This is a genomic window from Stenotrophomonas sp. GD03654, from assembly GCF_029845105.1.
Taxonomy (GTDB): domain Bacteria; phylum Pseudomonadota; class Gammaproteobacteria; order Xanthomonadales; family Xanthomonadaceae; genus Stenotrophomonas; species Stenotrophomonas africana.
Genome location: NZ_JAOCLC010000075.1, coordinates 1 through 20,666 on the forward strand (window position 1 = coordinate 1; position 20,666 = coordinate 20,666).

Sequence of the window (20,666 nt, forward strand, 5' to 3'; positions counted from 1 at the left end):
ACCGGACCCACCCCGCCAACCCTCAGGAAACCCGCTTCTGCTGTTGCTTCGGCCGTTGCCGTTGCTTGCGCGTCTGCGGGTGCAGGGCGCAGCCCTGCCGACCAACCCTATACTTGCCGCCGTGACTCCCTTCCCTGCCCTCGTTCCGCTGGATGCGCCGCTGCTGGTGGGCTACAGCGGTGGTGTCGACTCCACCGTGCTGCTGCATTGGCTGTGGCGCTGCGCGCAAGCTTCCGGCACTGCGCTGCGCGCGGTGCACGTACACCACGGCCTGCAGCCCGATGCGGATGGGTGGGTGCTGCACTGCCAGCAGCAATGCGACGCCTGGGGCATTGAGCTGGTCGTGCATCGCGTGCAGGTCGAGAACGGCACAGGCCTGGGCACCGAGGGTGCCGCGCGACTGGCGCGACGCGCCGCATTCGCGGCCGAGCTGCGCGACGGCGAAACGCTCGCACTGGCGCAGCATCAGGACGACCAGGCCGAGACCTTCCTGTTGCGGGCCCTGCGCGCTTCCGGCGTCGATGGCCTGGCGGCGATGTCCACGCACAGCCGCCTTGGCGAACATGCCTTGTGGCGGCCGCTGCTGGCGGTCCCGCGCAGTGCGCTGCTCGATTACGCGCGCCACCATGCGCTGCACTGGATCGAAGACCCCAGCAATGGCGACGACCACGCCGATCGCAACTTCCTGCGCCTGCAGGTACTGCCGCTGTTGCGCCAACGCTGGCCGCATGCCGCTGCGGCAATGGCGGGCAGCGCAGCGCATTGCGGGCAGACCCGCGAACTCCTCGATGAGGAAGACGCCGAGCTGATCGCACACCTGGAAGTCGCTCCACGCGTGCTGTCGCTGCAGCTGCTGCGCCAGGTCTCACCGGGTCGTGCCGCACGCGTGCTGCGTGCGTGGGTGGCCGGCCACGGTGCGGCACCGCTGCCGGCCACGGTGCTGCAGCAGGCGCTGGACGAGCTGCTGCCGGCCGACAACGATCGTCAGGCCCGTGTGAGCTGGCACGATCACGCGATCCAGCAGTGGCGCGACCACGCCTACCTGCTGCCGGCCCGGCTGCCTGCGCTTCCCCTCGAGTGGCAGGTCGAATGGGATGGCCGCGCACCGCTGCCGCTGCCCGATGGCGGACAGCTGCGCCTGCAGGGCACCCCGGCCTTCGAACGCCCGCTGCAGGTCCGTGCACGCGTGGGCGGTGAGCGCATTCTGCTGCCCGGTCGCCAGCATTCGCACGCGTTGAAGGACTGCCTGCAACGCGAACACCTCGCCCCGTGGCGACGCGCGCAGCTGCCGCTGATCTTTGATGGCCCGCAGTTGCTGGCCGCCGCCGACGTGGTCATCGCGGCCCCTCTGCAAGCCTGGTTGCAGGCCCATGATGCTCAGCTGCAGTGGCGTCCCGGCGGCTGGTGAATTGACCCCCGCGCGCGGCCCGTCCACACTTGCCACATGGCCAAGAAGTCCCCCGAAAACGCCTCCCCGGTTGCCCAGTTCGAGCAGTCGCTCGAATCGCTGGAACAGCTGGTGGAGCAGATGGAAACCGGCGAGCTGAGCCTGGAAGCCTCGCTCAGTGCTTACGAACGTGGCGTCGGTCTGTATCGCCAGTGCCAGCAGGCGCTGGAACAGGCCGAACTGCGCGTGCGCCTGCTCAGCGATCCGGCGCAGCCGGAAGCCTCCGAGCCCTTCGATCCGCCCAGCCATGACGGCTGAGGTTCTGTTCGCGCGCTGGCGCGACCGTATCGAAAGCCAGCTCGACGCCGCCCTGCCCTCGCCTGCCGAAGCACCGCAGCGCCTGCACCAGGCCATGCGCTATTCGGTGCTGGGCGGCGGCAAGCGCATGCGCCCGCTGCTGGTCTACGCCAGTGGCCACCTGTTCGGTGCGCAGCCGGAACATCTGGATGCGGCGGCGATGGCGGTCGAGCTGATCCACGCCTATTCACTGGTGCATGACGACCTGCCGGCGATGGATGACGACGCGCTGCGCCGTGGCAAGCCGACCACCCACATCGCCTTCGACGAAGCTACCGCGATCCTCGCCGGCGACGCGCTGCAGACCCGTGCCTTCGGCCTGCTGGCCGATGCGCCGCTGCCGGCCACGCTGCGCGTGGTCTGCCTGCAGACCTTGGCCCACGCCTCCGGCGCGTCCGGCATGTGCGGCGGCCAGGCCCTGGACATCGATGCCACCGGCCAGCAGCAGACGCTGGCGGCGCTGACCCGCATGCACGCGCTGAAGACCGGCGCGCTGATCCGCGCGGCGGTACGCATGGGCGGACTGTGCGGCCAGGCTCACGAACCGCAGTTGGCCCAGCTGGACAGCTTCGCCGACGCGCTCGGCCTGGCCTTCCAGGTCCGCGACGACATTCTCGATGTCGAGGCCAGTTCCGAGCAGCTGGGCAAGACCGCCGGCAAGGACCAGGCACAGGACAAGAGCACCTTCCCCGCGCTGCTTGGCATGGACGGCGCAAAGGCCCAGCTGCATGAGCTCGCAGCACGCATGCAGGCGATCCTGGCCGGATACGGCGAAGAGGCCGATGCACTGCGTGCGCTGGCGACGCTGGCGGTCGAACGCGATCATTGATCGCTGCGCGCTCGTCGGGCACCGCCCGCAGCTCCCCGCACATGAAAACGCCCGGCAATGCCGGGCGTTTTCAGTTCCGCATGCAGCCGGTCTTACTTGATCAGGCGCAGGGTGAACGGGTAGCGGTAAGCTTCACCGTTGTTGGCCTTCACTGCAGCGATGATGCAGAACACCAGGTTGATGACGCCGACGATCGGGGCCAGGATGCCGCCGATGATCACGATCATCAGGATGATGCTGATGACCATCGCGATGGTCACGGTGATCTGGAAGTTCAGGGCTTCCTTGGCCTGGTCGGTCACGAAGGCCTTGCTGGCGTCATCCTTGTTGATCAGCCAGATGATCAGCGCGCCGATGAAGCCGGTGAAGATGCCCAGCAGGTGCGCAGCCAGCGCCATGGTGCGCTGGTCGGCCGGGGCATCGGTGGTTGCCGGCGGCGGCGGGACGTTATCGAATTCGCTCACGACAAAACTCCTTTTCATTGGGTGGTCTTGACCCACCAGCGCCAAGCTGGTTGCGTCAGGCGGGCATAGCTTACGCCATCAATGCCATCAATCATTACCGGCGATGGTCATCCGCCCCAGCAGGATCGAACCGGTCCGGATGTGCGAGCGCGGGTCGACGTCGCTGCCGACCGCCTCGATGCTGCTGAACATCTCGCGCAGGTTGCCGGCGATGGTGATGCCGTCCACCGGGTACTGGATCTCGCCGTTCTCCACGCGGAAGCCGCCGGCACCGCGCGAGTAGTCGCCGGTCACGCCGTTCACGCCCTGCCCCATCAACTCGGTCACCAGCAGGCCATCGCCCATCTGCCGCGCGATCTCCTGCAGGGAGCCCGCATTGGCGGCCAGCTGCAGGTTGTGCACGCCGCCCGCATTGGCGGTGGTCTGCAGGCCCAGCTTGCGTGCCGAATAGCTGCCCAGAACGTAGCGCTGCAGTACACCGTCACGGACCAGCGCCGAAGCACGGGTGGCCACGCCGTCGCCGTCGAAGGCGGCCGAGCGCAGGCCACGGCGCAGGTGGGGCAGTTCCTCGATCTGCATCCAGTCCGGGAACAGCTGCTGGCCAACGCTGTCCAGCAGGAAGCTGGCCTGGCGGTACAGGGCACCGCCGGACACTGCCGACAGCAGGTGGCCGACCAGGCTTCGCGCCACTTCCGGGGCAAACAGTACCGGCATGCTGCCGGTGGCCATCGAACGAGGCTGCAGGCGGGCGACGGTGCGCTCGGCGGCACGACGACCGACCAGGCCCACCTCCTCCAGATCCTCACGGGCCAGCGCGCTGGTGTACCAGCCATCGCGCTGCATGCCGTCGCCCTGGCCGGCAATCAGCGCACAGCCCACCGAATGATGGGTGCCACGCTCACGGCCGAAAAAGCCATGCGAATTGGCGTACACCGACAGGCTCTGCATGCTCGACACCGAGGCGCCGTCGGAATTGCGGATCTGCGCATCGGCCTCGCGGCCGGCGTTTTCACAGGCCAGGGCGAGGTCCACCGCCTCGTCGGCCTGCAGCGCCCAGGGGTGCCAACTGTCCAGGTCGGGGAAATCGGTCGCCATCAGCGCCGCCTCGGCCAGGCCGGCAGCCGGGTCGTCCTCGGTATGGCGGGCGATCGCGCAGGCCTGCTCGACCGTGGCGGCAAGGCTGGCCTCGTTCAGGTCGCCGGTGCTGGCGCTGCCCTTGCGTTGGCCAAAATAGACGGTGACGGCGATACCGCGGTCACGGGTGGACTGCACGGTCTCAACTTCGCCAAGGCGGACATTGACCTCCAGGCCACGGTCCTCGCTGCAGCTGACCTCTGCCTGGCTGGCGCCCAGCGCACGGGCACGGTCGAGCAGCTGCTGGGAGAGGTCGGCCAGCCGTTCCAGCCGGGCCTGGCTGTCGTCGCCGACAGCGACTTCAGGGGCGATCACGTTCAATGCTTTATCCTGTACGGGTTGGGCCCGGCATCACGCCGGGCGACTTTTTTTGAGATCAGGTAGGAACGATGCGCGGACGCGACGAAGAAACCGGTGAATTCCACGACAAGAGCCGCAGCCAGAACCGGCGCGACGCGCTCGACGTCCTGGCCCTGGGCGAGAAGCTGGTGTCGTTGACCCCCGCCCAGCTGGCGCGCCTGCCGATCCCGGAAGACCTGCTGCCGCATATCGCCGAGTGCAAGCGCATCACCGCCCACATCGCCCACAAGCGCCAGCTGGCGTTCCTGGCCAAGCACATGCGCCGCGAAGAAGACGCCACGCTGGATGCGATCCGCGATGCGCTGGACGCCAACAGTGAAACCGGCCGCCGCGAAGTGGCGATGATGCACCGCGTGGAAGACTGGCGCGAGCGCCTGTTGGCCGAAGGTGACAAGGCGCTGGCCGCCCTGCTGGACGATTACCCGCAGGCCGACCGCCAGCAGCTGCGCACGCTGGTGCGCAACGCGCAGGCCGAGAAGGCGAAGAACAAGCCGCCGCGCGCCTACCGCGAGATCTTCCAGGTGCTGCGCGCGCTGATGCTGCCGGCCGCGCTGGGCCTGAAGGCCGGCGCCGAAGGCGCCGACCCCGTCGAGACCGACGAAGCCGACGAGGACTGAGTCCGCGCCCGCCTGGGCGGTGGCACTGGCCATCGCCCGGCTCAGGCCTGGGTACCGCCGACGGTGATGCCCTCGATCAACAGCGAGGGCTGGCCGACACTCACGGGCACGCTCTGCCCATCCTTGCCGCAGATGCCCACGCCCTCGTCCAGGGCCAGGTCGTTGCCGACCATGCGCACCTTCTGCATGGTTTCCGGACCGTTGCCGATCAGGGTCGCGCCTTTCACCGGTGAGGTGATGCGGCCATCCTCGATCAGGTAGGCCTCGGTAGCCGAGAACACGTACTTGCCGCTGGTGATGTCGACCTGGCCGCCGCCGAAGTTGACCGCGTACAGGCCCTTCTTCACCGAACGGATCATCTCCTGCGGGTCATGCTCGCCGGCACGCATGTAGGTGTTGGTCATGCGCGGCATGGTCATGTGCGCGAACGATTCGCGGCGGCCATTGCCGGTCGGCGCCACACCCATCAGGCGCGCATTGAGGCTGTCCTGCATGTAGCCGACCAAGATGCCGTCCTCGATCAGCGTCGTGCACTGGCTGGGATGCCCCTCGTCGTCGATGTTCAACGAACCACGGCGTCCGTCCAGCGTGCCGTCATCGACGATCGTCACGCCCGGGGCGGCAACGCGCTCGCCGATGCGGCCCGCGTAGACGCTGGTTCCCTTGCGGTTGAAGTCGCCTTCCAGGCCATGGCCAACCGCTTCATGCAGCAGCACGCCAGGCCAGCCCGGGCCCAGTACCACCGGCATCACGCCGGCCGGTGCCGGTACCGCTTCAAGGTTCACCAGCGCCTGGCGCAGCGCCTCACGGGCGAAGGCTTCCGGGCGGCCGTCGGCGAACAGCTCCTCATAGCCATAGCGGCCACCACCACCGGCATAGCCGGACTCGCGCCGGCCATTGTGCTCGACGATCACCTGCACGTTCAGGCGCACCAGCGGGCGCACGTCGGCGCCCAGCACGCCGTCGCTGCGGGCGATCAGCACCGTGTCGACGCCACCGGACAGGCTGACCATCACCTGCTTCACGCGCGGGTCGGCGGCACGCAGGTAACCGTCCAGGCGCTTGAGCACTTCGACCTTGGCTTCGTTGCCGATGCCGTCGATCGGGTCCAGCGCCGGATACAGCGCGCGCGCATTGCCCCGCAGCAGCGAACGCCCGGTCTGGGCGCCACCTTCGCGCGAAATCGCACGTGCGGACTGCGCCGCAGCCAGCAGCGCATCGGCATGGATGTCATCGGAGTAGGCGAAGCCGGTCTTCTCGCCGGAAATCGCGCGCACACCCACGCCCTGCTCGATGGAATGGGCACCGTCCTTGACGATGCCATCCTCCACGCTCCAGCTCTCGCGGCGGGCGTGCTGGAAATAAAGGTCACCAAAGTCCACACCGGGGCCGAGCAACTGCCCGAAGGTGCGCTCCAGGCCAGCGGTATCCAGGCCACCAGGGCGCAACAGGCGGTCTTGGGCAAGCGTCAGGGCGATATCAGTCATGGTCCTCGATCTGGGGATTCGGGGGCGCTCAGGCAAGCCCCGTGAACGGGAACACCATGCTCAGCGTGAACGCGAGCGTGGCAGGTCGGTCACCGTCGGCGGAACCGCCGGCGCCGGTATGGGTGCGGGCGGTGTCTTCTCGCGGCTGCGTTCGATCACTTCCACCTTCGGCTCCTTCCATGGACCGGTCACCTTGTAGGTGCGGGCGCCGATTTCGCCCAACGGTTTGGACAATACCGCATTGGTGGCGGCGCCGAGTGCCGCACCTACCGGGCCACCCGCCACCGCGCCGACCACGGTCAGCAGGTTGCCGGCGCGCGGGTTGACGTCGATGGTCTGGTCGAACTGCTGGTTGCGCAGGTCGGCCTGGCCGCGGATGGTGATGTTCGCCGCCGGACCCTCGATCAGCACTTTGTCGGTACGGGCCATGCCCTGGCCGAACTGCACGCTGCCATCGACCTGGTTGAACGCAAAGCCCTTGGAGAAGAAATCGCGGAAGTCGAACATCAGGCGCCGCGGCAGCTGCGCGACACTGAGCAGGCCGAGCACTCGACCTGCGCCGGGCTCCAGCTCCAGCAACTGGCCGTTGCGCGCGTGCAGATCGAGCCGGCCCTGCAGAGTGGCCAGCTGGAAGTCCGAGGGACCGCCGCTCCACGAGGCCTGCAGCTGGGCCTGACCGGAGCCGCCGCGCAGCTGGCCACCGTAGTCCAGGTTCTGCATCAGGCCGCCCAGGTCTTCACTGCGCACCTGTGCGGTCAGCTCGGTGCGGGCACCGCCGGTGCGGCCCAGCCAGCGACCGCTGATGTCGATCTCCTGGTCCGGCGCACGGAAGCGCAGCTCGTCCACGTTCAGGCCATTGGCCAGCGGCCGCGTACGCAGCACCGCCTGGCCGAGTACGACCTTGCCGAACTGCAGATCGGCAATGTCCAGCGCGAACGGCGGCAGCTTTGCCGGATCCATGTCATTGGCGCCGGCCTGTACCCGCGCGGGCGCAGCCGGTGCGCCCGGTGCGGCCGGCAGCGACTGCCAGTGCACACGGTCGAGCTGGCCGCTGATGGTGCTGCCCTCTGCATTGGGAACAGTCAAACGGCCTGCCAGCGACGGCCCATCCAGGCGTACATCCAGCGCCTGCGGGCCCGGCTGCAGTTTCAGCCGCGTCTGCTCGAAGACGCCGCCGATCAGCATCAATTTGCCGACCTGCACGTCCACCGCACGCAGCGGCATGCCGTCATCGTCCCCGCCTCCACGCGCCAGGCTGATCCACTCCAGCGCATCCAGGGTCGGGCTACGGCCGTTGACGGTCAGCCCGCTCGGTGGCGGCTCACGGTCGACGTGGTCGCTGCCGAGCGTGACCTGTACGCCGGTCTGGTTGTTGTGGCTGCGCGCGGCCAGGGCCAGACGCTGGCCAAAGGCCACGTCGATGCGGCCAGCCCCCATCGGCAGCTGCGCGGCCACGGTGGTCGCCAGCGGTTCGGCGGCCGGCTTGTCCAGCGGCGCCGGCAGATCCAGGCGGGTGCCCACCAGATCCGAACTCAGGCGCAGTTCGCTTGGCGGCGCAGGCGCCCCGGGAGCGACCTTGGGCAGGTTGACCGCGATCGTCCATGGGGAGGTACCGGTGATGTAGGGCTTGAGCCAGGCCATCTCCGGTGCGCGGTCGATCAGCACGCCAGCATCAAGCGTGGCCGACAGCTTCGATTCGAAGGCCAGTTTGCTGTCGTGCACGTAGCCACCGGCACGCAGGCTCAGGCGGCCGTCCTGGCCGAGGTGGCGCACCGCCAGTTCCTCGGCGCCGAAACCGCCGTTGCTGTAGCGCGCCTGCCCGTGCATGTTGTCGAAGGCGAGCTGGAAACGCTTGTCCACCAGCTTCACGCCGGCCAGATCGACTGTCCCCTGCAGGTGACCGCCACCTTCATCGTGATGCAGCGGCTGCAGCAGATCGAAGGCCACATGCGCCGGGCCTGCAGCGGTGAGGTTGTCCAGGGTATCGCCGTATTCCTTGTGCAATGGGCTCTGCCGCAGCATTGCCAGCAGTCTGCCGGCCTCGCTCTGCGCATCGGCACGCACGTACAGAGGCTGCTGCCCGAAGTCCTGGATGCCCGCCTCGAATTTCTGCACCGCTACACCGGCCAGGTCGCCGCGCCCATGCATGTCGAAGCCGGGGCCGATGAAGGCGATATCGGCATCGACCTGGCTCATCAGCGGCCAGTCGTGCTGGAAGCGGATATCGCCGTTGGTGATGTGGCCGGTGGCCTCGAAGCGGCCATCGTTGTTGTCGAACGGCCAGTCGTCCAGGTCACCGCTGACCAGGCCGATGCCATTGCGCACCTGGCCGCCGGCCAGCGCCATGTCCAGCCAGTCGGTGGCGCCCTTGCTCATCTTGGAGTGGATCCAGAAGCGCTTGGCCGCCGTCATCGGCACATCGTCCAGCTTGGCCGCCAACTGCAGCCAGGGCCGCGTGCCGTCGCCCTGGAACCAGACACCACCGCGCACATCGGCCGCGTAGTCGGTGCCTTCCACGCGCATCGCCGCAGTGCCGATACGCCAGCCACCGCCCTCGTCACGCCAGCCCACGATCTGTCCAGCCAGGTGCAGGTCATGCCGCACGCCAAAGCCGGTGGGCCAATCGAACTGCAGCTGCCGTTGCGGTTGCAGCTGCAGGCTGAAGCCATCGGCGTCGCCCTCGAAATGTCCCCCCAGGCCGCGCAGACCCGGAGAATTGCCAACGCTGGCAAAGCCCAGCGACTGCAGCTCGCCCTGTGCCCGCAACGGGCCATCACGTTCGCCGGCCAGTTGCAGCGCTCGCACATCCAGCTGCGGTTTGGACAGGAACAACCAATGGCGCAGTCCTGGCTCGAGGCGATCACTCAGCGCCAGCGCGCGCAGCGCCGTACCGGCCTGTATTTCGCCGGAACTCACCCGCAGCTGCCTGCCAACCTGCAACTGCAGGCCATCGAGCTGTTGTTCGCCGTCTTCGGTCTTCAAACGAAGGCGCGGTACCTGCAGCGCCCAACCCTCGGCCTGGCGCTGCCAGCGCAGGCGCGCCTGCAAGCGCTGCAGCTGCAACTGCGGCGTTGCCACGTCGGGCATCGGTGCACCGTCGATGCGCACGTCACGCAGGTCCGAATCGGTGGTCAGCGCCACCGGCGCGAAGTCGCGCAGGGTCAGCCACAGGTTCAGCTCCCCCTTGCCTTCGCGCAGGCGCACGCCACCCGCTGCCAGCAACGGCGACCAGGCATGGAAATCAACAGGATCGGCACCCAGCCAGGCCTGGCCGTTGCCGCGCGCGCGGTCCACGTCCAGCACTGCGGTCAGCGGCAGGGCATCGGTCCGCGCCCAGGCACGCACGCCCACACGCAGGCGGTCGCCATTGACGCGCAGGCGCAGATCGATACGCGGCAGGGTGGTATCGATACCCAGTCCCGGTGCATGCACACCCAGGCGGCCATCGATCACCTGCAGCTCGCCCAGCCGGCGCAGCGCCTCCAGCGGGTCACCGCCCGTGTCTGACTTCGGCAGGCCGCGCACCGACCAGCGGCCGTCCTCGCCCTGCTGCAGGTCCAGCGCCAGGCCACGCAGGCGCAGCTCGGTCAGCGAGCGACCAGGCAGCATCCCGCTGTACATCGACACCAGCACTTCGGCTTCACCGATGGCCAGGCCCTGGCCCGCGCCGATGCGCAGGCCCTTCAGCTGCAGCAATGGACCGCGTCGGGTCCAGGCAGTGTGCAACTGGTCAAAACGTACCGGCTGGCCGGCACGCTCGCTCAGCCAGGCGGCAATCTTCCCGGGATGACGCTCGGCCAGCGGCAGCAGCTGGCTGAGCGTGCCCACCAGCAGTGCAAGCCCGACCAGGCCCACCGCACAGGCGGCAATGATATGACGGCGGATCCTTCGCAGTCGCAGGCGCGGCGGCGCGCTCATCGGCCACCGCCGGCCTGCAGCCGGCGAGGGTCAGAGCAGAACAACATCGAATTGCTCCTGCAGGTACTGCTCGTCCGCCTGGAAGCGGATGCTCTTGCCGAGGAATTCTTCCAGCTCGGCCACCGCCGAAGACTCCTCGTCGGTAATGCGCGCAACGACCTTGGTCGAAGCGATCACCAGCAGGCGCGCCGCATCGAACTGGCGCACCGCGCGGGTGATCTCGCGGAAAATCTCGTAGGTCACCGTCTCGGTGGTCTTGATGCTGCCACGGCCACTGCACTGCGGGCAGGTTTCCGACAGCTGGCGCTCCAGGCTTTCCACCGTGCGCTTGCGGGTCATCTCCACCAGGCCCAGCGGTGAGAAGTCGTACACCGTGGTCTTGGCATGGTCACGGGCCAGCGCCTTTTCCAGGGTGCGCAGCACCTGGCGGCGATGTTCGGCGTCGTCCATGTCGATGAAATCGATGATGATGATGCCGCCCAGGTTGCGCAGCCGCAGCTGCCGCGCCACTGCCTGCGCCGCTTCCAGGTTGGTGCGGAACACCGTCTCTTCCAGGTTGCGCTGGCCGAGGAACGAACCGGTGTTCACGTCGATGGTGGTCATCGCCTCGGTCTGGTCGATCACCAGGTAGCCGCCGGATTTCAGCGGCACCTGCTTGTCCAGCGCGCGGCCGATCTCGTCCTCCACGCCGAACATGTCGAAGATCGGCCGGTCACCCGAATACAGTTCCAGCTTCTCGGCCAGCACCGGCATGTACTTGGCCACGAAGGCCTGCAGCTGCGCGAAGGTTTCCTTGGAGTCCACCTTCACCTTGTCCACGTCCTTGCGGATCAGGTCGCGCACCGAACGCAGCGGCAGGCTCAGGTCCTCATAGATGTTGCTGCACGAGGGTGCTTCGCGGCCACGGCGCTCGACCACGTTCCAGACCCGCGACAGGTAGGCGATGTCCTCGGCAATGGCCTCGGCCGGCTGGCCTTCGGCATTGGTGCGCACGATGTAGCCGTAGCCACCATGCTGGGCCGACAGTTCGGTCACCAGCGCCTTCAGCCGCGCCCGCTCGCCTTCATCCTCGATGCGCGCCGACACCCCCACCACCTTGGACTGCGGCAGCAGCACCATGTAACGCGAGGGAATGCTGATCTGCGTGGTCAGGCGCGCGCCCTTGGTACCGATCGGGTCCTTCACCACCTGCACCACGATGTCCTGGCCGTCGCGCAGCAGCTCGACGATCGGCACGCTGGACGGCGGCGGCAGCGTGGTGTTCTCGGTGTCCGCACTGGCCACCGGCGCCGGTCGCACCACGTCGTTGGCGTGCAGGAACGCGGCCCGCTCCAGCCCGACCTCGACGAAGGCCGCCTGCATGCCGGGCATGACGCGCTGCACCTTGCCCTTGTAGATGTTGCCGACCACACCCCGGCGCCAGCCGCGCTCGATGTGCAGCTCCTGCAGCATGCCGTTTTCGATCACGGCGACCCGGGTCTCGCGCGGGGTCACATTGACCAGGATTTCCTCAGACATCGGCAGCCTCCCTGGCGGCATCAGCAGTGGGGGCCGGCACGCCGCAGCGCGCCAGCAGACGATCGGTGTGCAGCAGCGGCAGTCCCATCACGCCGGAGTAGCTGCCGGAAAGATGTTCGATCCAGCGTTCGGCCCCGCCCTGGATGGCGTAGGCCCCGGCCTTGTCCAGCGGCTCGCCGGTGGCCACGTAGATGGCGATGTCGGCGGCGCTGATCGGCGCAAAGGTCACTTCGGAAATGACCAGCTCGCTGTCCAGGCCGTCGGCACCGACCACCACCACTGCGGTCATCACCTGGTGGGTGCGCCCGGCCAGCCGCGCCAGCATCGCCCGCGCGTCGGCGGCATCGGCCGGCTTGCCGAACACTTCACCGTCCAGCACCACCTCGGTATCCGAGCCGAGCACACGCGCCTGTGGGTCATCGGCCAGCACCCGGCCCAGCCCGGCGCGCGCCTTGTCGGCGGCGACACGGCATACATACTGTTCAGCGCTTTCAGCGGGCGCGCGCTGCTCGACAACCTCCAGGTCCAGGGCCTGGAAGGGGCGTCCGAGTCGGGCCAGCAACTGGTTGCGTCGGGGGGAGCGGGAAGCAAGATAGAGCATCGGCACAGCATAACCTGAGGCCGCCACCTGAATCGTCGGCAACCCGTTCCGGAACGCGTTCAACCCCGAATGGGCTCACAGCGCGTTCATCGCTACGACACCACCCTCAACGGCACAACAAGGAGTTCTCCATGCGCCTGACCGCCACCCCGCTGCTGCTTGCCCTGTCCCTCGCCCTTGGAACCTCGATGACTGCCCATGCCGCCCCGTCGTCGCCGTCGGTCGCCGCCCCGGCCGAAGGCACGCTGCTGAACATCTCGGCCAATGCCGAAGCCACCCGCGTGCCGGACGTGGCCACCCTGTCGGCCGGCGTGGTTACCCAGGCCGCCGACGGCAACAGCGCCATGCGCCAGAACGCCCAGCAGATGGACAAGGTGCTGGCCGCGATCAAGGCCGCCGGCATTGCCGAGCGGGACGTGCAGACCAGCGGCGTCAGCCTCAATCCGCAGTACCGCTATGCCGACAACGAAGCACCGAAGATCACCGGCTACCAAGCCAGCAACACGGTCAGCCTGAAGGTGCGCGACATCGCCAAGCTCGGCAAGGTGCTGGACGCACTGGCTGCGCAGGGTGCCAACCAGATCAATGGCCCCAGCTTCGAGATCGACCAGCCGGAGCCGGTCTATGACGAAGCCCGCCTGGCCGCGCTGAAGAAGGCCCAGGCCCGCGCCCAGACCTATGCGAAGTCGCTGGGCCTGCAGGTGCGCCGCATCGTCAGCATCTCCGAGAACAGCAATGGCGGCTTCCGTCCGATGCCGATGATGCGGGCGATGTCGGCCGGCGCCGCGATGGACAAGGCGACCCCGGTCGCGCCGGGCGAATCGACCGTCTCGGTCAACCTGGATGTAGTGTTCGAACTGGGTCGCTGATCCCGTTTGCCACGGCCGACAAGGGCGGATCCCGCAGGGGATCCGCCTTTTTTCATGCCTGCGGCCGGCACTGGCTGAAGGCCAGCCCAACGATACCGACCCTGCCTCTAGGCAGTAGCGGTCCCATCGCGCTACTGATGCACTGCCAGCCGCGTGCGGCAACCCCGCCACGGGCCCTGGTGCGTTGAGGACTTCGTCACTGGCATGGAGGTGGACCATGGTTCGTACGTATCCCGTTGCATCCCCGCACTTCGACCCCGCCCGCGTTGCCGCCTGGAGCGCGGCCATCGCCCTGCATCTGCTCGCGTTCCTGTTGCTGCTGATCCCCGCGACCTACCAGGCTGTGCAGGTTCCGCGTGACAAGACCACGGTACGGCTGATCGAGAAGACTCCGCCACCGCCCCCTCCGCCGGTACTGGTGGAACCGAAGGAGGTCGCGCGGGTGGTGCCGAAGCCGCATGCGCAGCCGGTAGCGCCGCCCCTGCCCGCTCCCACTGCAACCGTGGAGGAAACCCAGGGCATCGCATTGCCGGCAGCCGAACCGTCCCCGCCGCAGCTCGCACCAGGCATCGACAGCTCGACACCGCTGTCCGGAGCACAGCTGCAGTACCGCAGTGCACCGCCACCGGCCTATCCGCTGCCGGCCCTGCGCAATCATGAGCAGGGCACGGTGCTGCTGAGGGTGGAAGTCGACAGCAGCGGGCAGCCGGTCGCGGTCAGCATCGAGCGCAGCAGTGGCTCGCGCAGCCTGGACCAGGCCGCGCGTCAGCAAGTGCTCAAGCGTTGGCGCTTCGAACCGGCCCAGCGCGACGGCGTAGCAGTGCCGGCCATCGGGCTGGTACCGGTGCAATTCTCGCTACCGGACTGATTGTCCAGGGCCGGCCCGGCCACCTGCCGGGCCGGCCAGCACCGCCGAAGTACCAAACTCGGCAAAGTTTGGATTCACCGTTACGGATTAAGCAAAATTTCACTACTTCGTCACCCGTCGGAAACCTAGATTGGCCCGTCCCGGCCCCCTTCCGGAGACAGCCCTCAACGCTACGGTTTTCCAGTTAGGAGAGAAGCTGTGAAACACCTGATCCAACGGCCCGCCAGCCGCCGCCGCACCACACTGGCATCGTCCATCACCCACATCCTTACCGGCGGCACCCTGCTGCTGGTTGGCGCCGTGGCTTCCACCTCCGCCTTCGCGCAGGAGAAGGCCACCAACCTGGACCGCATCACGGTTACCGGTTCGAACATTCCGCGCACCAACACCGAAACACCGTCCCCGGTGCAGGTGGTGACCCGCCAGGAAATCGACCGAACCGGCAAGACCACGGTCGCCGAATACCTGCAGACCCTGACCGCCGACGGTTCCGGCTCGATCCCGAAGACCTTCGGCAACGGCTTTGCCGGCGGTGGCGCCGGCATCTCGCTGCGCGGCCTGGGCGCGGGCTCGACCCTGGTCCTGCTGAACGGCCGCCGCATGGCCACCTACGGCCTGGCCGATGACGGCCAGAAGGTCTTCACCGACCTGAGCACCATCCCGCTCGACGCCGTTGAACGCGTGGAAGTGCTGAAGGATGGCGCCTCGGCGATCTATGGCTCCGATGCCATCGCCGGCGTGGTCAACATCATCCTGCGCAGTGATTTCCAGGGCGCGATCCTGCGTGCCTCCTACGGCACCTCCGGTGACGGCGACGGCAACGCCAAGAAGGCCACCCTGACCGCCGGTACCGGCGACCTGGCCACCGACGGCTGGAACGCGTTCTTCAGCCTGGACGTTGGCAAGACCGACGCGATCAAGATCAGTGATCGCAAGAACCGCAAGTGGATCGGCACGGGCGACATCCGTCCGTGGGGCTATGGCAACAACGCCCAGTTCCTCGGCGGCGCCTACCTCAACAACCGCACCAGCGGTGGCGTGGGTCCGAACGGCTCGGTATTCGACGACCGCGTCCCGCCGGGCACCTCGGCCCAGCTCGTGCCGCTGCCCGGCTGCCAGGGCCTGACCACCATCCCGGGCCAGACCGATGCCTCGGTGGCCGCACAGGGCTGCCTGTGGGATCCGAACCAGCTGTACCGTGATCTGACCCCGGAAGAGAAGTACGTCAACGTGTTCGGCCGCGCCAGCTTCGCCTTCGGTGAAGGCGGCGAGATCTACACCGAGATCGGCTACTCGAAGAAGGAAACGATCTTCAGCAACACGCCCTCCGGCGTGTCCGGCAGCTGGGGCTATCCGCTTGGCCCGCGCAATGCCAGCAGCGGCCCGGGCGCCGTGGTGCTGTCGCCGACCCATCCCGACAACCCGATTCCGGGCCAGGCCTCGCGCCTGCGCTACTCGGCCTGGGATGTCGGCCCGCGCGTGACCAACAACACCAACGAGTTCAATCGCTTCCTGGTCGGCGTCAAGGGCAATTGGGGTGACTGGAGCTACGACACCGCCTACCTGCACTCCGGCACCGATCTGGTCAACAAGCGTACCGGCTTCCTGCGCTACAGCGCCGTGCAGTGCGCGCTGGGCAACCCGAACTGTGCCGGCGGCGTGTGGCGTATTGGCGACAATGCCAACCTCAATTCGCAGGCACTGTACGACTACATTTCGCCGACCATCAGCGCACGCGCCAAGTCCAGCCTGGACATGTTCGACTTCACCGTATCGCGCAGCCTGATGGACCTGAAGGGGGGTCCGCTGGGCCTGGCGATCGGTACCGAGTGGCGCAAGACCAGCAACAGCCTGAGCCCGCAGACCTACACCGACCAGGGTGACATCATCGGCCTGGGCTACTCGGCCTACGACGGTACGCAGAATGTCTACGCCGGCTACGTTGAACTGTCGGCACCGGTGCTGGAGCAGCTGGAACTGTCCGGCGCGCTGCGTTACGACAAGTACGAAAGTGGCGAAGGCAAGGCGACGCCGAAGCTGGGCATCAAGTGGACGCCGGCCGACTGGATCGCACTGCGCGCCAGCTACGCAGAAGGCTTCCGCGCCCCCAATCCGGCCGAGAACGGCGACGGTGGCCTGGCCGCCTTCTCCAACGCCCGCGATCCGGTGCGCTGCGCCGCCAGCCCGCCGGCCGATGTCGGCACCAACTGCAGCTCGCGTCCGGTTGCAATCATCACCCGCCCCAACAAGGACCTGAAGCCGGAGGAATCCAAGAGCTACTCGGTGGGCATCGTGCTGCAGCCGACCCCCACCACCTCGATGACGGTCGATGCCTGGCAGATCAAGCGCACCAACGAGATCGCCCAGGGCTCCACGGCCGATGCCATCGCCGCCGGCAATGTGCTGCGTGACATCGACCTGATCAACGGCATCGCTGGCACCGGCAGCATCCTGGCGGTCAACACCGCGTACATCAATGCCGCCTCCACCCGCGTGCGGGGTATCGATACCGATATCCGCCAGACCTTCGATATCGGCCCGGGCCAGCTGGAAATGGATCTGCAGTGGAGCCATGTGCTGAAGTACGAGCGCACCGACTCCGACCAGACCTTCGACTATGCAGGCACCCACGGCAACTGCGACGTGACCAACTGCATCGGTACGCCGAAGGATCGCATCAACTTCGGTACCACCTGGCGCCAGGGTCCGTGGAGTGTGAGCGGCGTTGCCAACTACATCTCCAAGATGGACAACAAGGATTTCCGTGGCCCGGACGGTTCGTACCAGTTCTCGTACGCCGACGGTACCGACGTCACCAAGATCTCCTCGTTCACCACCTTCGACCTGTCCGGCCGCTGGAACATCACCGAAGCCTTCGAACTGAATGCATCGGTGCAGAACGTGTTCGATCGCATCGCTCCGCTCGACCCGACCACCTACGGTGGCGTGAACTACAACCCGCTGCACTTCAGCGGCGCCATCGGCCGTTACTTCACTGTCGGCGCCAAGTACACCTTCAAGTAATACCGCTCAACGCACCACCGTCGAAGGCCCGGGCACCTGCCCGGGCCTTCGTCGTTGTGCGCCTTGCAGGCATGTTCACGGGCCCACCGCTACCGTGTGCACGCGGCATCACCGCCGCAGGGGATCTGCATGGCTGCGACATCGCAACGCCTGGGCCTGCCCGCGTTGACCGCTCTGGTGGTCGGCTCGATGGTCGGTGCCGGTATCTTTTCTTTGCCACAGAACGTGGCGCGCAGCGCCGGACCGGCCGCGGCGCTGGTCGGCTGGGCGGTCAGTGGCGCCGGCATGCTGATGCTGGCCTTCGTGTTCCAGGCGCTGGCCAACCGCCGGCCGGATCTCGATACCGGCATCTACGCGTATGCGCGCGAGGGCTTCGGCAACTACATCGGTTTCTCCGCGGCATGGGGTTACTGGGTCGCCTCGGTGCTCGGCAACGCCAGCTTCTTCGTGCTGATCTTCAGCGGCCTCGGACATTTCCTGCCGATCTTCGGCGAAGGCAATACCCCGGCCGCGGTGGCGGCGTCGTCACTGCTGCTATGGACCGTGCACCTGCTGGTGCTGCGGGGCCTGCGCACCGCTGCCATCGTCAACGGGCTGGTGACCGTGGCCAAGCTGCTGCCCATTGCGCTGTTCCTGATCCTGGCCGCCGGTGCCTTCCGCATGGATGTGTTCCGCGCCGATTTCCTCGGCACGCCCGCACTCGGCGACCTCGGCCAGCAGCTGCGCGGCATGATGCTGGTAACCGTGTGGGTATTCATCGGAATCGAAGGCGCCAGCATCTACTCGCGGCGCGCGGCCCGTCGCGCCGATGTCGGCCGCGCCACGGTGATCGGTTTCCTCGGCGTCTGGCTGCTGCTGGTGCTGGTCAGCCTGCTGTCGATGGGCGTGCTGTCGCAGGCCGAACTGGCCGGGTTGCCCAATCCATCCATGGCGTACGTGCTGCGTGCGATCGTTGGCGAGTGGGGCGCGACGGTAATCATCATCGGCTCGATCATCTCCGTGCTGGGCGCGCTGCTGGCCTGGGTGCTGCTGTGCGCCGAGGTGCTGTACGCCGCGGCCGGCGACGGCACCATGCCCGCGTTCCTCGGCCGCGAAAACGCGCGCGGCGTGCCAGCCAATGCGCTGTGGTTGAGCAACGGTCTGATCCAGGTGTTCCTGCTGCTGGTGCTGGTCAATTCCGGCAGCTATACCGGACTGGTGCTGCTGGCCGCGTCGATGAGCCTAGTGCCCTACTTCCTGTCCACCGCGTTCGGCGTGCAGCTGGCCTGGCGTGGCCAGGCCTATGCGGGTGAACCGGGTGCGCGCTGGCGCGATTTCGTCGTTGCCCTGCTGGCCAGTGCCTATGCATTGTGGCTGGTGTATGCCGGCGGCCTCGACAACCTGCTGCTGTCGGTCCTGCTGTACGTCCCCGGCGTGGTGCTGTTCGCGTTCACCCGGCACCAGCGAGGGGAAAAGGTATTCACGCGCTGGGAGTGGGCGCTGTTCGGCGCGATCCTGGTGGTGGCGATCGCCACGTTGGTGGCGTTCTCCAGAGGTGAGCTGACACTGTAGAGCCGAGCCCACGCTCGGCTTCGCACGGGCAGCCGAGCATGGCTCGGCTCTACAACTGGCGTTCGGGCAGCATGCCGATATCCCGCATCCAGCGCTCGGCCAGCTGTGGCCACACCGCCACCGGTGCATCCTTCATGCGCAGACCGAACGCGTGGCCACCGCGCGCGAACAGATGCATCTCGACCGGCACGCCTTCATCGATCAGCGCCTGGTAGTAGGCGAGTGATTCGCGCACATCGTCGGTGCGATCATCGGTGGCCTGCGCAATGAACGTCGGCGGCACCGCGTCATCCACGACGATGTCCTTGACCAGTGACAGCCCCTTGCCATGCCCGGCCCACAGATGGCCGGAGTACATCACCATCGCGAAATCCGGGCGACTGGACTGTGAGTCGGCCGCGTCGACCGCCGCGTAGCTACGACGTGCGTGCGTACTCAATCCCGCCACCACGTGTCCGCCGGCCGAGAAACCGATCACCCCCACCCGCTTCGGGTCGATGTTCCAGCGTTGTGCCTGCAATCGCAGCAGGCCCATTGCACGTTGCGCGTCCTGCAAAGCCATCGGTACTGTCGGATTGTCGCGACAGTTGCAGTCGGGATCCCAGTTGGGCCCGGACGCCGGCACGCGGTACTTCAGCAGTGCGCAGGTGATGCCCTGCGCGTTCAACCAATCGCAGATTTCACTGCCTTCCAGGTCCATCGCCAACACCCGGTAACCACCTCCGGGCACCACCATCACCGCGGTGCCATTGGCCGGTGCCTTCGGTGGAAACACGGTGAGCGTCGGCACAGCCACGTTCTGCAACATCGTCCAGCGTTCTCCGCTGGCCCTGGAGGTTGCTTCACTGATCTGCTCGGGACCTTTCAGTTTTGGCGGTGCCTTCACCCTGCCTTCCGGCCACAACGGCAGCTCGGTAGTGCCCTGCGGCGGGTGCCAGGTCGGTGGTGCCGCATTCGCTGCGGCGAACGTCAGCGGCGCAAGCAACAGAGAAACGACGGACAGGAGTGCGCGCACGATCGGCATCCATGGTTGGAGCAGCAGATTGTAGAGCCGAGCCCATGCTCGGCTTCCAGGGTGCAGCAGAGCGTGGGCTCGGCTCTACAACACGGCAAAAAAAAACCTGCATCTCGCGATGCAGGTTTCTCAAAGTGGCGCCCGAAGTTGGACTCGAACCAACGACCCCCTGATTAACAGTCAAGTGCTCTAACCGGCTGAGCTATTCGGGCAGACGACTAGTATAACCACTCTTCACGCGCGATGGTAGGGGTGATTGGCAATCATTGCGGCAGCCCGGTACAGCTGCTCGGCCACCACCAGGCGCACCAGCATGTGCGGCAGCGTCAGCGGTCCGATCGACCACTTCTCATCGGCCAGCGCAGAGACTTCCGGCGAGTGCCCTTCCGGGCCACCGATCAGGAACGCCAGGTCCCTGCCCTGCCCGCGCCAATGCTCCAGGCGCTGTGCCAGCTGTTCGGAACTCAGCTGGCGGCCGGGCACGTCCAGGGCCACCACATAGGCATTCTTCGGCAGCGCGGCGATGACCCGCTTGCCTTCGTCTTCGGTAGCCCGACGCGGATCACGCCCCTTGCCACGCAGGCCGGGCTCGATTTCCACCAGTTCGAACGGCAGCCAGTGCGACAGCCGCTTCTGGTACTCGGCGAAGCCCTGCGCGACCCAGCTG

16 protein-coding genes and 1 tRNA gene are annotated in these 20,666 nt (G+C 67.2%); 8 read left to right on the plus strand and 9 right to left on the minus strand.

What is annotated here, in order from left to right:
* Positions 1-121 precede the first annotated feature (121 nt).
* From tilS to N5J73_RS20645, 3 genes are read left to right on the plus strand one after another with little or no spacing between them, the layout of a single operon-like run.
* The gene (tilS, locus tag N5J73_RS20635; protein ID WP_192840559.1) at positions 122-1,408 is read left to right on the plus strand and encodes a tRNA lysidine(34) synthetase TilS; all 1,287 of its coding nucleotides are present in this window, start codon (positions 122-124) and stop codon (positions 1,406-1,408) included.
* A gap of 36 nt (positions 1,409-1,444) precedes the next feature.
* A complete protein-coding gene (locus N5J73_RS20640; RefSeq protein ID WP_005410522.1) occupies positions 1,445-1,705 on the plus strand; it encodes an exodeoxyribonuclease VII small subunit in 261 nt (86 codons plus the stop codon).
* Positions 1,695-2,573: a farnesyl diphosphate synthase gene (locus N5J73_RS20645; RefSeq protein WP_049444942.1), complete on the plus strand. Its 879-nt coding sequence runs from the start codon at positions 1,695-1,697 to the stop codon at positions 2,571-2,573. The genes N5J73_RS20640 and N5J73_RS20645 overlap by 11 nt, the downstream gene beginning before the upstream one ends.
* A 92-nt stretch (positions 2,574-2,665) precedes the next feature.
* Here N5J73_RS20645 and N5J73_RS20650 read toward each other — a convergent pair whose 3' ends face one another.
* A complete protein-coding gene (locus tag N5J73_RS20650) occupies positions 2,666-3,037 on the minus strand; it encodes a DUF4870 domain-containing protein (protein WP_049444943.1) in 372 nt (123 codons plus the stop codon).
* A gap of 87 nt (positions 3,038-3,124) precedes the next feature.
* Positions 3,125-4,492 (minus strand): metalloprotease PmbA, encoded by a 1,368-nt coding sequence (gene pmbA / locus N5J73_RS20655; RefSeq protein ID WP_049444945.1) that lies wholly within the window; start codon positions 4,490-4,492, stop codon positions 3,125-3,127.
* A 68-nt stretch (positions 4,493-4,560) separates the two neighbouring features.
* Between pmbA and yjgA the strand changes: the two genes are divergently transcribed.
* The gene (gene yjgA, locus N5J73_RS20660; protein WP_049444947.1) at positions 4,561-5,148 is read left to right on the plus strand and encodes a ribosome biogenesis factor YjgA; all 588 of its coding nucleotides are present in this window, start codon (positions 4,561-4,563) and stop codon (positions 5,146-5,148) included.
* Positions 5,149-5,189: 41 nt separating this feature from the next.
* On the opposite strand, the gene tldD is transcribed toward yjgA, so the two are convergent.
* Genes tldD through N5J73_RS20680 form a run of 4 tightly spaced genes read right to left on the minus strand, consistent with a single transcriptional unit; the run spans position 5,190 to position 12,672 of the window.
* Entirely contained in the window at positions 5,190-6,635 is a 1,446-nt protein-coding gene (gene tldD, locus N5J73_RS20665; protein ID WP_049444949.1) for a metalloprotease TldD, read from the minus strand.
* Between the two features lie 60 nt (positions 6,636-6,695).
* Positions 6,696-10,553: a YhdP family protein gene (locus N5J73_RS20670; RefSeq protein ID WP_049444951.1), complete on the minus strand. Its 3,858-nt coding sequence runs from the start codon at positions 10,551-10,553 to the stop codon at positions 6,696-6,698.
* Positions 10,554-10,583: 30 nt separating this feature from the next.
* Positions 10,584-12,071 carry a ribonuclease G gene (gene rng / locus N5J73_RS20675; RefSeq protein ID WP_049444954.1) on the minus strand — a complete coding sequence of 496 codons (1,488 nt, stop codon included), beginning with the start codon at positions 12,069-12,071 and terminating at the stop codon, positions 10,584-10,586.
* Positions 12,064-12,672 carry a Maf family nucleotide pyrophosphatase gene (locus N5J73_RS20680; RefSeq protein WP_049444955.1) on the minus strand — a complete coding sequence of 203 codons (609 nt, stop codon included), beginning with the start codon at positions 12,670-12,672 and terminating at the stop codon, positions 12,064-12,066. Before N5J73_RS20680 ends, rng begins: the two co-directional genes overlap by 8 nt.
* Positions 12,673-12,803: 131 nt before the next feature.
* Here N5J73_RS20680 and N5J73_RS20685 point away from each other — a divergent pair, with 131 nt between their 5' ends.
* From N5J73_RS20685 to N5J73_RS20700, 4 genes are all read left to right on the plus strand, one after another.
* Positions 12,804-13,541 carry an SIMPL domain-containing protein gene (locus tag N5J73_RS20685; protein ID WP_049444957.1) on the plus strand — a complete coding sequence of 246 codons (738 nt, stop codon included), beginning with the start codon at positions 12,804-12,806 and terminating at the stop codon, positions 13,539-13,541.
* Positions 13,542-13,758: 217 nt separating this feature from the next.
* Positions 13,759-14,409, plus strand: a complete 651-nt coding sequence (locus N5J73_RS20690; RefSeq protein WP_049444959.1) for an energy transducer TonB — start codon at positions 13,759-13,761, stop codon at positions 14,407-14,409.
* A gap of 198 nt (positions 14,410-14,607) precedes the next feature.
* On the plus strand, positions 14,608-17,433 hold the full coding sequence (locus N5J73_RS20695; protein ID WP_049444961.1) for a TonB-dependent receptor: 2,826 nt from the start codon (positions 14,608-14,610) through the stop codon (positions 17,431-17,433).
* Positions 17,434-17,562: 129 nt separating this feature from the next.
* Positions 17,563-18,984, plus strand: a complete 1,422-nt coding sequence (locus N5J73_RS20700) for a basic amino acid/polyamine antiporter (protein ID WP_049444962.1) — start codon at positions 17,563-17,565, stop codon at positions 18,982-18,984.
* A gap of 49 nt (positions 18,985-19,033) precedes the next feature.
* Here the strand turns inward: N5J73_RS20700 and N5J73_RS20705 are convergent, their stop codons facing one another.
* From N5J73_RS20705 to rlmH, 3 genes are all read right to left on the minus strand, one after another.
* Entirely contained in the window at positions 19,034-20,008 is a 975-nt protein-coding gene (locus N5J73_RS20705; RefSeq protein WP_049444964.1) for an alpha/beta hydrolase, read from the minus strand.
* Positions 20,009-20,134: 126 nt separating this feature from the next.
* A tRNA-Asn gene (locus N5J73_RS20710) sits at positions 20,135-20,211 on the minus strand.
* Between the two features lie 22 nt (positions 20,212-20,233).
* The coding region (rlmH, locus tag N5J73_RS20715) for a 23S rRNA (pseudouridine(1915)-N(3))-methyltransferase RlmH (RefSeq protein WP_279925054.1) at positions 20,234-20,666 on the minus strand (433 nt) is incomplete at its 5' end.

Excerpts from the sequence above, each read along its gene's own strand:
- N5J73_RS20645 (WP_049444942.1), top strand. The coding sequence starts at position 1,695 with ATGACGGCTGAGGTTCTGTTCGCGCGCTGGCGCGACCGTATCGAAAGC.
- yjgA (WP_049444947.1), top strand. The coding sequence starts at position 4,561 with ATGCGCGGACGCGACGAAGAAACCGGTGAATTCCACGACAAGAGCCGC.
- N5J73_RS20705 (WP_049444964.1), bottom strand. The coding sequence starts at position 20,008 with ATGCCGATCGTGCGCGCACTCCTGTCCGTCGTTTCTCTGTTGCTTGCG.
- tldD (WP_049444949.1), bottom strand. The coding sequence starts at position 6,635 with ATGACTGATATCGCCCTGACGCTTGCCCAAGACCGCCTGTTGCGCCCT.
- N5J73_RS20685 (WP_049444957.1), top strand. The coding sequence starts at position 12,804 with ATGCGCCTGACCGCCACCCCGCTGCTGCTTGCCCTGTCCCTCGCCCTT.
- N5J73_RS20680 (WP_049444955.1), bottom strand. The coding sequence starts at position 12,672 with ATGCTCTATCTTGCTTCCCGCTCCCCCCGACGCAACCAGTTGCTGGCC.
- rng (WP_049444954.1), bottom strand. The coding sequence starts at position 12,071 with ATGTCTGAGGAAATCCTGGTCAATGTGACCCCGCGCGAGACCCGGGTC.
- N5J73_RS20670 (WP_049444951.1), bottom strand. The coding sequence starts at position 10,553 with ATGAGCGCGCCGCCGCGCCTGCGACTGCGAAGGATCCGCCGTCATATC.
- N5J73_RS20690 (WP_049444959.1), top strand. The coding sequence starts at position 13,759 with ATGGTTCGTACGTATCCCGTTGCATCCCCGCACTTCGACCCCGCCCGC.
- N5J73_RS20640 (WP_005410522.1), top strand. The coding sequence starts at position 1,445 with ATGGCCAAGAAGTCCCCCGAAAACGCCTCCCCGGTTGCCCAGTTCGAG.
- N5J73_RS20700 (WP_049444962.1), top strand. The coding sequence starts at position 17,563 with ATGGCTGCGACATCGCAACGCCTGGGCCTGCCCGCGTTGACCGCTCTG.